Genomic DNA, 13813 nt, shown 5'->3' with positions numbered 1-13813 from the left:
TTTTCCATACGCTCCTTTTTCATGAATTCAAATTATCATTTAAATTACCAGCCGTAATTTTGTACCAGATTCAAATTTTTATTAATATCACCCTGCGGAATAGGGAACAGGTACATCTTATCAGAAAATACACAATTCACATCAACCGTACGTTTATAATATATTTGTAATCCGACATCTCTCGAATTCCAAACCCGATCCCACCAATAATCGGGATTATTGGCATTATCCGTCATAGACGTATAGCCCAGTTCATTGGCTTTTGCCATAATCTCCGCTTCTGTCGGTTGTGCATTCATCCGATAGTTAGGAATTCCAAAACACTTATCACCAATCTTCCAACGACGTACATCCCAAAAACGATGCCCTTCAAAGAAAAGTTCCACACGCCGTTCATTACGAATACGTTTACGCATGCCAATTTTTGTATTATCTTCCGAAACAATAGGAAGATCAGGCATTTCTACACGAGAACGAACTTCATTAATGGCATCATATACATCTTGATTGGGACTTTCATAATATTCATTCAGAGCTTCAGCTTTAATAAGATAAAGTTCAGCTAAACGGAACAATGGATAATTAGAACTTGTACCGATCCAATTCTTAATATCTGCTACCGGATTCATGAACTTACGTAAACCGTATCCAGTTTCGTTATTCGTATTGACGTTAGGATAACCGTCTACCCACCAATATGTATAATATTCCAGATTTCTCCAATAAGCAAAATGATAGCAACGTTCCAGCCCCTCAGTAGCATTTCTGAATTTCGCTCCCTGAAAAGTTAATGAAGCATAGAAACGAGGATCACGATTCACATACATATTGTATAAATCATATTTTCCCATATCATTGACCACCGCTCCATTTAAATCCTTATAGACATTGGTACAAGGTTGCCAACTTGTTCCATCCCACAACTCATCAACATGTGTAAAACCGGATTCTGAATAATTAGATTCTGGATTAACCGTAGGCTGTCCATTTGAATCATAAATAATACAACCGTCATCATCCATCAAGAAGGGTAAATGACCATCAGCGGTTTCATAAGCATCTACTTGATTTTGCATGATAGAGAATCGTCCCCAACCACCTTTGTCTTCAGAGTGTGAATTACAACTCACGTCTTCATAAATACCATAAGTTTGAATACTTGCCAAAATGAATTCCGGATTAGAAGTATTACTATAAAACATCTTCTCATATTTATTAATAGAGTTTTCTCCCGACAAAGACATTTGGATGCCAGCTCCTAAACAGCAGTTTATTGCAGCATCAGCTGCATCCGCCGCTCTCTTCCACAATTCTTTATCATAAGTTTGCGGGAAAAGCTGAGTACCATCAAGATTCTTGACATCTTTATACATCGTATTTCCATTGTAAAGCGGGCTAGCAGCATAGAGTAAGGTACGTGCTTTCAGCGCCAAACATGCCGCTTTAGATATACGTCCATAGTTGGTATCATCCGACCATGTATCAGGCAATACTGAAGCCGCCTCATCTAATTCACTACAAATAAAATCTACTATTTTATTAACTGGGTCACGAGGAACCTGTGCTCCGGAAATATCAGCAATATCTTGAACCTCAGTAATCAAAGGGACAGCACCGTATTGGCGAAGCAAATCAAAATACATATACGCACGCAAAAAACGGGCCTCCTGCTTAAACTGTTTAACTTTCGTACCATAAGTTTGTTGTTGGCTCTGTGTCAGAGGTACACCCTCTATTTTATTAATAAAGTTAGTAGCCTTACGAACAAGTGCATAGTTCCAACTCCAGTCTCCTAACGGATTATAACCAGTAGTCAGACCACCCAATTTAAAATAGGTAGTAGGAGCAGTTGTTCCCCAATGGTCAATTGATTCATCACCAGCACACCCGGTCCAAGTGAACGGACCATCTCGAAGAAGACGGTCATCGCTATTTAATGCTGTCCATTTTATAATATCATGATACATAGAGCCCAAATCTTGTTGTGCAAGAGTTATATCTTGGAAAATTTTATCTTCCGTCATGATTTCAGCCGGAGCAATATCCAGATAATCACAAGAACCTAAAACAGAGCCAGCTAATAATAAAAGCGCAAAAGCTTTCAGTTTATAATTTTTCAACATAATCTTTTTCTTTTAGAATGAAACATGAACACCAAAATTAAATACCTTCATCTGCGGATAATTAACGGCACCATTCGGAGATTCCGGATCGAAAATTTTCATATGGTCCCAAGTAATCAGATTCACCGCATTGGCATAAAAGCGAAGCTCTTCAACTCCAAGAAACTTGTTAACCGATTTTGGCAGGCGATAACCAATTTCCACATTCTTTAGACGAAGATAGTCACTGGACTTCAACCAATAGGTTGACTCTATATAATTATTATCACTATGGTCAGAAGATAAACGAGGATAAAATACATTTGCATTCTGTTCTGCGGTATTATTTGTAGACCAATAGTTATTCAATACATCTTGTGATACAGATGCTTTAGATTCGAAAGGCCAAATAGCAGAACCTGTAAACCACGTATTACCACCCAATGCAGCCTGAAATAACACACTGAAATCAAAATTCTTCCAGTTACCGGACAAAGCTAAACCTACAATCTTATCAGGTGTTGAATTCTTACCAAGATACCCACGATCATCATCATTAATCACACCATCACCATTTAAATCTTTATAGCGAATATCACCCGGTTGTAAATTAGAAGCTGTTGTTTTCGCAATATCAGGATCATTTATTTCATCCCAAGTTTGGAACAGCCCTTCTGCTATATAACCATACATCTCGTCAATACTAGTTCCGGCACGGCGTTGCCAAGGTTTATCAACATTATCAGGTTCGTCCGCTGATATAATTTTATTCTTTGCATATGAAAAGTTACCTTTAACAGAATATCCCCAATTACGGAAATTCTTGCGATGCTCCAATTCTATTTCAAAACCCTTATTAGTAACAATACCTGCATTGATAGAAGGTAAAGAAGTAACACCGATAGTACTCGGTATCGTACCCGGAGTACAAAGAATATCAGTACGTCTTTCATGAAATACGTCTACGGTCAGATGAATAGCACTCTTCCACAAATCCAAATCCAAACCAATATTCAATTTCTTTGCTTTTTCCCAAGTGACACTTTCATTGCCTGTTGAATAAACTCCAGCTCCCCTAAATTCAATCCATTACCTGTATGACCAAATGTATAAGTCTTCCAACCTGTAGTCCACTGACTTTGATACAAAAAACGCGAACCATTGTCATCATTACCAACTAAACCATAAGAGAAACGGAATTTCAATAAATCAAGCCATGAAGTATTCTTTAAAAAATTCTCTTCAGATAGTACGTAACTCAAAGATACAGCTGGGAAAAAGCCCATACGATGCCCTTGTATAAAATTTTCAGAACCATTATACCCCATATTAAACTCACCGAAATACTTACCGGCATAATTATAGGTTACACGTCCCACAATACCTTGTTTACGAAAAGGAAGTCCTTTGATTGCATCTGTAGCATCTATTAATTTACTACTTTGATTATACATCAACAACCCTGTCACATTATGCTCGCCAAAACTACGAGAATAGTTCAACATGGCTTCCAGCAGAGTGTAACGTGTACCGTTAGCTGTGACTCCATACCCCAAAGCTTCACTACCAGTTCTCACATTTGCATAAGTACCTTTTGACAAGTCTGTTTCAGTCTCAGCAATAGAAAATTTATAAGCATTATATCCTCTACTACGACTAACATTACGATAGTTATCCGCATCAAAAGATAAACGTGCCGTCAAACTTAATCCTTGAGTGATAAGCCTGCTCATATCCCACGTCACGCCTGCCGTAGCATTCAATGTAGTACTTTTATTAGCTGCATATCCTGTTTTTGTCAGCATTGCGTAAGGATTACCCTCAGAATTAGCATATTCTGCAATAGATCCGTCAGGATTGGTCATCGGATAATAATAAGGCAAACGAGTTTTGATAGCATAGAACAAATCACTGGCACTGGTTCCCGGAAAGTTTAAATCTTGAATAATACCTCCCAAATTCAACATCAACTTCACATCTTTACGAATATCAACATCAATATTGGTACGAAAGTTATATCGTTCCATTTTTGCATTAGTATTGTACTCTGACATATCAGAATATTTATAAATACCATCCTGATTCATATAGCCTACTGATACAAAATAGCGGAATAAAGAGCCACCACCCGAAACATTCACGTTTGCTTGCATCTGCCCAGTATTATCTTTCAGTAATTCTTCTGTCCAGTCAACATTAGGATATAAATATTGATAAGTAGGATTGCTACGGTCGCGATACTTGGCAATGGTCTCCGGAGTATATTGACTAGACTTTCCGTCATTTGAAAGCCCTTCTTCAAACAATGTCAACACATCATAAGAATCGCAATATTTAGTCAAACGAGTTGGAGTTTGGACACCGTAAGAATAGGTCAAGGAGACTTTTGGTGCCCCCACTTCACCTCGTTTAGTAGTGACCAATACAACACCGTTCGCACCACGTACACCATATACCGCTGTGGCCGAAGCATCTTTCAATATAGAAACGCTTTCGATTTCATTAGCATCAATATCGCCAAACGAACGTTCCACACCATCTACCAGAATCAAAGGATTTGTACTTCCCGTAAAAGTCGCTTTACCGCGAACAAATATAGTAGCACCATCATAGCCCGGTTCACCGGATTGCTGAATGGCTGTAAGCCCCGTCACTTTACCCACCAAAGCATTCGTAATATTGGCTACAGGAGTTTGTTTTAAAACTTTCTGATTAACAGAAGTAATCGCGCCTGTGACACTCTCCTTTTTCTGAGTGCCATACCCCACAACTACAACTTCTTCCAGAGTTTGTTCGCTTGTTTTTAAAACAATATCCACTATCGTCTTCCCTTGAACGCTCACAGTCTGATCCTCATATCCTACATAAGAGACTGACAATTGAGCATTTTTCTTAGATACTTTAATGGTGTATTTACCATTGAAGTCCGTAATAGTACCATTGTTGTTATCCCCTACCTCACGGATAGTGGCTCCAATCAATGTTTCTCCCGTTTGATCCATTACTGTACCAGATACCTGGTATTGTGCCCTGGCATATACACCGATAAAGCAGAGCAACAGTGTTAATAGGCATTTTTGCATACTACATTGTTTTTTACTTAATTATTAGATTTTGATTAACTATTAGATTTTGATTAACTATTAGTTTACTTTCCATTCAATAACCCCACCCGATGCACCTTTCTGCAATTGGGCAGCTATTTTCAGTCCTGTCGTTTTCACCGGTTTGAAATCAAGGCTGTTGTAGCAGTCTTTCTTTACCGTATATTCATTCAAAGCTTCTACTTCTTTCCAGCTTTTACCATCTTTATAGTAGAGTTTCCAACTTTCCGGCACCCGGAAATCCCCGTCATAATGATCGAAATCCAACCAGTACACTTCTACGTTTGAAATCGTATAAGGTTGATCAAATTGATAAGCCAAAGTTTCCTGTGTTCCATTTCTCAACCACCAGTAGTGATAAGGTTTGGAAATATCCGATGAGCGCTTTGGTTCCCACTGGTCATTCACACCCCATGCCCAAGTTTCAACCGAAGCAGATTCAGGAGCATCTTTCTGGATAGGTGCTTGTATCATCAGTGTATGTGCCTTGCTGGCGATTGTTGGCTCTGGAGTAGGACGGGCATACTCTGCAGCTTCAGGAATCCATATCGCCATCTGGTCTGCACCACGATTGTTCCAAGTGGAATAAGGAATGGCTTTGAAAGGAACCTCTTTCACACTACCATCTTTTTCTATTTCCTTAGCTGTACCAGTCAACACCATGACACCGTTTAATAAATCAGCATCGTAAGTTGCCTCCATTGAAGTTCCGTCAGGAATAAACTTATTAAAGACAATGCTGTCAACCTGATCTTTACCTTCCAGGCAGAACATAATTGGGCCACGCTCAATAGCAAGCTTACCACGGTCATCTTCTACATTATCATTCGCTTTCACACGGCGGACATCCATCGGGAAATTAATTTCCACAACATCTCCAGTCTTCCAGTCATGGAGAATCGTAGCATAACCATCCAGTTGCGTGGCATTTACTTTCTTGCCATTAATAGAGATAGTGTAAGCCTTTGCCTTATCAGTAAACGAATAAAGGTCCGTAGGTACAGGAGCATCCTGTGCCCATCCCGGAATACGAACGCGCAAAGCAAACTCCTGTTCCTTTTCGGGATTAACAGAAATGCTGACTTTGCCATCCCACGGATAGGTTGTGATCTGTTCCAATTTTACATTGTTAGTTTCCGTATTCAATTCGGCTTTACTCTGGATATAAAGATTGACATAAATATCATTGCCCTGAGTAGCATACATGTAAAAAGGTACGGAAGCCATGAAACGCGTTACATTACCCGGACAGCAAGCGCAACCAAACCATTGCTGGCGTTCATGTTGCCCCATAGACTCAAGCGGATTATCATAGAAAAATTTATCGCCACTGAGTGAAACACCCGAAATAACTCCATTATAAAGAGCACGCTCCAGTACATCGGCATACTTGGCATTACCCGTAGCTAGGAACATACGGTGATTCCAATATACATTGGCAATGGCAGCACAAGTCTCACAGTATGCGGTATGGTTATTCAATTCATAGTTAGGACCAAATCCTTCACCTTGCGGACGTGAGCCGATACCACCGGTGATGAAGAGCTTCTTACTTGCCATATTTTCCCAGATACGACTTAAAGCATTGAAATAAGCAGTATCCTGAGTTAATGAAGCTACATCGGCAACACCGGAATAAAGATATCCTGCACGTACGGCATGACCTACTATTTCATCTTGTTGCAGAATAGGTTTGTGATCCTGGCTGTATTCGCTGAGACGATGTCCGTCTGTTCCGCGACCGGTTTCCTCTACAAAGTATTTAGCCATTTTCAAATACTTTTCATCACCTGTCACCTTATATAATTTAGCAAGGGCCATTTCAGCGATAGGATGCCCGGAAGGAACATGCTTCTGTCCTTCATTCGGACCAAAGACCTCACATACCAAGTCGGCATTCTTGATAGCCACATCAAGGAGATTACGCTTCCCTGTTGCACGATAATGAGCAACGGCAGCTTCATACAAATGACCGCTATTATAAAGTTCATGACTATTAATCTTTTCCCAACGACTCTTTCCCCACCAACCGGAAAGGCGATAGCATTTATTAGTAACACAAGTGGTAAGATAGCCATCCGGTTCCTGAGCAGTAGCAATCAAGGTAATAACGCTATCCAAATAAGCATCCAGCGCTTTATCATATTTCACAGCCAGCGAATAAGAGGCTCCTTCTATAATCTTATAAGGATCAGTATCATCAAAAGAAAAGTCACCGCGATGTTCTCCCTTCATCAGACCACCAGCTATGGCGAAGTTATCAAAGCGTCCATTCTTCTCACATTCCTTAAATGCTGAAGGTATGGAAACAGTACGATTGGTTTCAATGCGTGGAGTCCAGAAGTTATCATCCAAGTGGACTTGAGTAAAGGGAACTTCTTTTATCGGTGCATCGGGCTGAACATACGAGTTGTTACAAGCACTCATACTAAAAAGGGCAACACTACCGAAAAAGTATTTAGTTATTCTATTCATAATATGTAATAAAGATATGGATTTCATAATTCTTCTTGCAATTAGCGTATTACAAAGTAATGGATTTCTTTTTTAACAGGATAAAACAATAATCTATATGAATGCTAAAATAGTCGAGTCACAAAGCCTCAGAAGGGGATTTAGACAATCATTTCATATATTGGATTATTTTTTCATACCTGTAGGTACTATGCACAATAAGCCCATAAATGACAAACGAAAAGGGAACGGAACACCAATTATTAACTGAATCTGTAATATTTTACAGGAAGTGCTTCTCATATTCATCACATATAATGATCATTCAAAAACTACACCCAACCAGACAGATATCCGGAATGCACCTACTCCTTACTTACTCCCTATCTACTCTTTCTTATTATACAAGGAGAAAGAAGCGTTCGGCCCGGCGAATATCAGAAACAGATAAAAGAGAAGAAAGTACCCATCCATCTTAATTAAGCAGCAAAGCACCCGATTATTTCAGGTAACTTTGTTCAAATCATAGGGGGTAATTAGTCAATTTAGAGTTGATTAATTCCCCCCTATGATTTGATTTATAAGCATTAACAGCTTTGCCCTTATTTGTTTTCCTTTGCTGCTGAAAGATGGATGAGCTCACCTCTATCGAAAGAAAAAGAAACCTTTAATTTTAAATTCAAATTCATGAAGAACTATCATTTTAAAGATACAAAGAAGCTACGCCCTAAATACGAGATAAATAAGAATCAGATAAGTACATGCAAATGAATGAAAAAATAGTCCAATCGAATACAAGAATACTACAAACAGCCATTCAGAAGGCCACAGAAAGGTATCTTTTGGACTATTCTTTTATTTCATTATATTATTCAGTCTTTCCGTTCGCTCTTTTTTCTTTTACTTTGCAAACAGACAAATAAGAATTAACCGAATTATGAAAAACAACCTCTCTTTCAAATTAGTCATTATTTCCCTATTTCTGTATTGCGGAAATAATTCACTCGAAGCAGCATCCGGAAAGAAATACGCACTGACATCTCCCGACGGAAAACTGAAAGTAGAAATCAGTACCGGAGACAAATTATCTTATCAGATAATGCACGAAAAGGATACAATTCTCTCTCTTTCTAACATAGGCTTGGTTCTGGCTGACGGAACCGAAATAGGAAACAACTCTCAGGTAACTGGTATAAAAAGGAAAAAGATCAGGGATAATGTAGAATCCCCTTTCTACCGCTTCAAGGAGTCCGTTGCTGCATGCAATGAACTCGACTTGAAGTTGATAGATGGTTTTGGAGTTACTTTCCGCGCTTATGATGATGGAGTAGCCTACCGTTTCTATACTACACGTACAGCAGATATTACAGTCAAAAATGAAATAGCCAATTTCAACTTTAATCAAGATTATACAGCTTATCTTCCTTATACGACGAATGACAAAAAGCCGATGGCAATGGCTTTTCAAAATATATACGATGTTACCCCACTATCGAAGGCACAACCGAAAGTAGCTTTCCTACCCGTTACAGTGGACTGCGGTAAAACCAAATTAACTCTACTGGAATCTGATCTTGAAGCATATCCGGGAATGTTTGTAGAATCTCAGAAAGATGGATATGGGCTAAAAGGTGTTTTTGCTTCCTACCCTACCCAAACAGATTTCTATCCTTGGCGTATGCAGGAGTATGTAACAGAAACCAGTGATTTCATAGCACGCAGTAGTGGTGCACGTACTTATCCCTGGCGCGTACTGGCTGTTACTGAAAAGGATACGGATATGCCTGTTAATAATCTGGTGTATGCACTGGCATCTCCCAATCGCATAGGTGACACATCATGGATAAAGACCGGAAAAGTAGCCTGGGATTGGTGGAATGACTGGAATCTGAAAGGTGTCCCCTTTAAGGCAGGTATCAATATGGATACCTATAAATATTACATAGACTTCGCCAGCAGGAATGATATAGAGTTTATAGTGCTCGACGAGGGTTGGTATAACCCGAAAAGCGGTGATATGCTGACTGTCATTCCGGAACTGGACCTTCCGGAACTGATTGCCTACGGAAAACAGAAAGGAGTTGATATCATTCTTTGGACAGTATTCAATGTACTCGACAAACAACTGGAAACCGCCTGCAAGAAGTACTCCGAAATGGGTATCAAAGGCTTCAAAGTAGACTTTCTGGATCGTGACGATCAGACTGCCGTTGAAATGGTATATCGTATCGCTGATGCTACGGCAAAACATAAGTTGACACTCGACCTTCATGGCATTTACAAACCTACAGGTATCAATCGCACTTATCCGAATATCATCAACTTTGAGAGCCTGTTCGGTATGGAAGAGGTGAAGTGGACGGATATCAAGAATAACATGCCTCTTTACGATGTGACCTTCCCTTATATCCGTATGATGGCAGGTCCGGTAGATTATACTCCGGGTGCCATGCGCAATGCAACGAAAGCCGACTGGCGTGCCGTCTATTACTCACCGATGAGTATGGGAACCCGTTGTCATCAGTTGGCCGCTTATATTGTACACGATTCTCCGCTCACCATGCTGTGCGATGCTCCGACGAATTATCTGAATGAACAGGAATGTGTGGACTTCATCACTTCAATTCCTGTGGAGACGGATTCTACCTTTATCGCCGCAGGTAAAATGGGAGAATATATCGTCAGTGTACGAAAGAAAGATATCAACTGGTACATTGGCGGGATGACAAACTGGGATGAACGTGATGTAGAACTTGACTTTTCGTTCCTGCCTTCCAATGTTCGCTATACAGCCACACTCTTTGCTGATGGTATTAATGCGAACAAGCAAGCGGAAGATTATCGTACAGAGAAACTGATTATAGACAAAAACAGCCGGATAAAGATACATTTAGCTTCGGGCGGGGGATTCGCGATGAAGCTTGAGTTATATCCGGTGCGGGGTGAAGTAACGTCCATACCCGAGAGAAAGAATATTCCTTCTTTTTATAAGAAATACATTGAAACTGAGGGATTGTATGTCACTTCCTCCGAAAAGGTAAGTGATGAAGCGTTGCTAAAAGCATGTGATATCATCAGTCTGATGCTATCAAAACGTCCGGATGTAAAAGCGCATATGGTGAAAAAAGGTTGTCACGTGATGGTTATCGGTAAAGACGAAGATACTTGTGATTTACCAGAGTTTGCACATATCTGCAATTCGCCGGACAGCATTGCATACTGGAACTGGCGTGCCCGTGGTTTCGGTGGGGCACCGGAAGATGAGTTCTCCGCCAGTTGCGGAGAAGAGAATCTGTTGGCTTTACCACAAGATAAATATACAGGCGAAAATATTTTGATTCATGAATTTGCCCATCTGATACATATGGTAGGAATTGCAGGTGTGGAACCGGATTTCAACGACCGACTGGAAGTATTGTGGAAAAGTGCTGGAGAAAAAGGACTATGGGCCGGTACTTATGCATTAAGTAACAAAGAAGAGTATTTTGCTGAATGTGTACAGTCTTTCTTTAACTGTAACCGTTACGCTGATCCTGCCAATGGCATACACAATTCTATGAATCGTCGCGTAAAGCTGAAAGCTTACGATCCGGAAATGTACAAGCTGTTGAAAGAATATTTTTATGAAATAGAGATACCGATTAATAATGAAATACATAAATGACCAGCGTAGCGCTGGAGCAAAGTTTGCTGCGCGGTGCAAGTAATTTTTCTAACAATAAAGTAACAATATGAATAGAACCATCCTTTTAATCACTTCCTTTTTAATAGGAGTTGTCTCTGCCTTTGCACAGGCCGCTTTCAATGCTCCGGGAACGGGTAATCCCGTGATTCCCGGATATTTCGCCGACCCTACTATCAAAAAGTTTGGTGATACTTATTATATGTATGCCACTACCGATGGCAATGGTGCAGGCTTTGGCCCCGCACAAGTATGGACCAGCAAGGACTTTGTAAACTGGACCTTGATGCCCATGAACTGGCCCGACAGTCACTGGATATGGGCACCCGATGTGATGCAGCACTCTGATGGGAAGTACTACTACTTTTACTGCCAGCCCTGTATCATCCATTGCGGAGTCAGTGAAACTCCCCGTGGTCCGTGGAAGAATATCCTAGGCGATAGCGAAGCGGTCCTTATCCCTGACCGCTTCGTAACAAATGCCATCACTCTGGATGGACAAACATTTGTGGACGATGACGGTTCAGTCTATATGTACTGGGGAACCTGGGGCATTTACAAAGGTTTCGGTTGCGGTGCCGGAAAATTAGCTCCCGATCTGAAGAGTTTTACCGAAACCCGCCTCATCCCCAATACCGAAGCCACCGATTTCTTCGAAGCACCTTTTGTAATCAAACGCAATGGAACCTACTACTTTATGTATTCCTCCGGTTCCTGCCACGACCACACATACCGTGTGCAATACGCCACTTCAGACAAGCCTCTGGGTCCTTACACCTATGGTGGCTGTATCCTCGAAACCAATGCTGACGGAACCATTCACGGTCCCGGGCACCACAGTATCCTTCAGGAAGGCAATGATTACTATATCGTTTATCACCGCCACGATAATCCACACTCCAACCGTGGTTTCCACCGCCAGCTTTCCATCGACCGCATGACATTCAATGCAGACGGGACGATTCAGAAAATCATCCCTACTCATGACGGCGTAGGTGCACTGGCCCCCTCCGTTGTTAAATCAAACAACCTCGCCTTTGGTAAAAGCGTGCGTGCCTCTTCCTCTTATGATGACAACTTCCGTCCTGAATATGCCGTAGATGATAACAACGGAACTTTATGGCGTCCGCGCGGCATGGGACAGGAATGGCTTGAAATAGACCTGGGACGCCCCCAACAGATACAAACGATCTGGACACAATTTGAATATGGCACTCAGTTCTATCAATACCTGATTGAAACTTCAACAGATGGTAAACGCTGGACTATCTTTGCCGACAAGCGGAACAATCATCTGGCAGGCAGCCCAATGGTAGATTTCGGAAAAGCCAAAGCCCGCTTCGTGCGCCTCACCTATACCGGCGGACAGAAGAATGGCTTCGGTGGTGCTATCTGGAACCTCAAGGTATTTTCCGGTATCGAAGACTCCGCTCCCCAACAATGGCTCGGACTGACAGCCGCCGACTGGAATGGCCGCGAATGGCAGAATAATGAAGGAATGTTAGGAGGTGCTTTTATCCTGAAAGTAGGATCAGTTCGCACCGAGCGCATTGACGGACGCGACGCACTGGTTCTCGAACCGGGCACTACGCTAGAATACCGTCATCCGTTACTTTCTCCCTCCAAAGAGCATACAATTAGTGGGTTAGTTCATAGGTTAGGTAGATGGCAAAGCTACGAAGCGGAACCTGCCCTTTCATCCGGTGTGATTTCGCTTCAAAGCAGAGCCGAACCCTTAATCATCACTAATCTGCGCTACTATAACTGGAAACAGGCACCTGCCGAACAGGAATATGATACCACTACGGATATCATCCGCTTACCGGCTGCTGATCAGCGAAAGCGTGGCCTAGTAGTAAGCATCACCGCTGATGACTTCGCCGCAGGCGACACCGTACATTATCTTTCCAATCATGGAATAGAAGGATACTTCGAAGCCCACAAAGCCCCCTCCATCATTAAGGAAGTGGAAGGAAAGAAAAGTTTCAGCTTTGATGGTCATCAGGTATTCCAGTCCAGCTTCTCCCTGCCTGCAACCTTGCTGGACAATGCCCCCTATACATTGGAAGCCTGGATACTGAATGATTCTATTGCCGAAAACGAATGTGTAGCCGACTTCACGACTTCGCATGACGAATTGGAAAAGATTATGCTCGTCAATGGCACGGAGCCCCGATGCGGTGTCATCAACCACTACGGCTGGTACGAAGATGCCGGATACAAGGACATGAAAGAGCTGACCGGCAAATGGCAGCATATCTATATTTGTTTCGACGGCCGCATAGAACAAGTATATATCAATGGTAAATTAATTAGCGAAAAAGATATTCAATTGCTAATAAAACCATCACAATACGTAACTTTGGGGCGGAATGCAGAACACAACTGGCCGTTCACGGGCTACCTGCATTCACTGAAACTATGGGACGAATATATTCCAATCAAGAAATAATACCATAAAACGAATAATA

At 41.4% G+C, this 13813-nt stretch carries 6 protein-coding genes; 2 read left to right on the top strand and 4 right to left on the bottom strand.

The window, feature by feature from the left end:
- Positions 1-44 precede the first annotated feature (44 nt).
- The 4 genes from K429_RS0101420 to K429_RS0101410 are packed head-to-tail and all read right to left on the bottom strand — an operon-like array spanning position 45 to position 7681.
- Positions 45-2123: a RagB/SusD family nutrient uptake outer membrane protein gene (locus K429_RS0101420; RefSeq protein ID WP_007217235.1), complete on the bottom strand. Its 2079-nt coding sequence runs from the start codon at positions 2121-2123 to the stop codon at positions 45-47.
- Positions 2124-2135: 12 nt separating this feature from the next.
- Complete coding sequence (locus tag K429_RS29325) at positions 2136-3119, bottom strand: TonB-dependent receptor (protein WP_052340619.1); 984 nt, start codon at positions 3117-3119, stop codon at positions 2136-2138.
- Complete coding sequence (locus K429_RS28350) at positions 3116-5185, bottom strand: SusC/RagA family TonB-linked outer membrane protein (RefSeq protein ID WP_052340618.1); 2070 nt, start codon at positions 5183-5185, stop codon at positions 3116-3118. Before K429_RS28350 ends, K429_RS29325 begins: the two co-directional genes overlap by 4 nt.
- Positions 5186-5245: 60 nt before the next feature.
- Positions 5246-7681, bottom strand: a complete 2436-nt coding sequence (locus K429_RS0101410) for a glycoside hydrolase family 127 protein (RefSeq protein ID WP_025725812.1) — start codon at positions 7679-7681, stop codon at positions 5246-5248.
- A 916-nt stretch (positions 7682-8597) separates the two neighbouring features.
- Here K429_RS0101410 and K429_RS0101405 point away from each other — a divergent pair.
- Both K429_RS0101405 and K429_RS0101400 read left to right on the top strand, forming a co-directional pair.
- Entirely contained in the window at positions 8598-11324 is a 2727-nt protein-coding gene (locus K429_RS0101405; RefSeq protein ID WP_025725811.1) for a glycoside hydrolase family 97 catalytic domain-containing protein, read from the top strand.
- 67 nt (positions 11325-11391) lie between these two features.
- The gene (locus K429_RS0101400; protein ID WP_025725810.1) at positions 11392-13794 is read left to right on the top strand and encodes a family 43 glycosylhydrolase; all 2403 of its coding nucleotides are present in this window, start codon (positions 11392-11394) and stop codon (positions 13792-13794) included.
- The last annotated feature ends 19 nt before the right edge of the window (positions 13795-13813 follow it).

Source organism: Bacteroides sp. 14(A) (assembly GCF_000526555.1).
Classification (GTDB): domain Bacteria; phylum Bacteroidota; class Bacteroidia; order Bacteroidales; family Bacteroidaceae; genus Bacteroides; species Bacteroides cellulosilyticus.
This window is presented reverse-complemented; position numbering and strand designations above follow the sequence as displayed.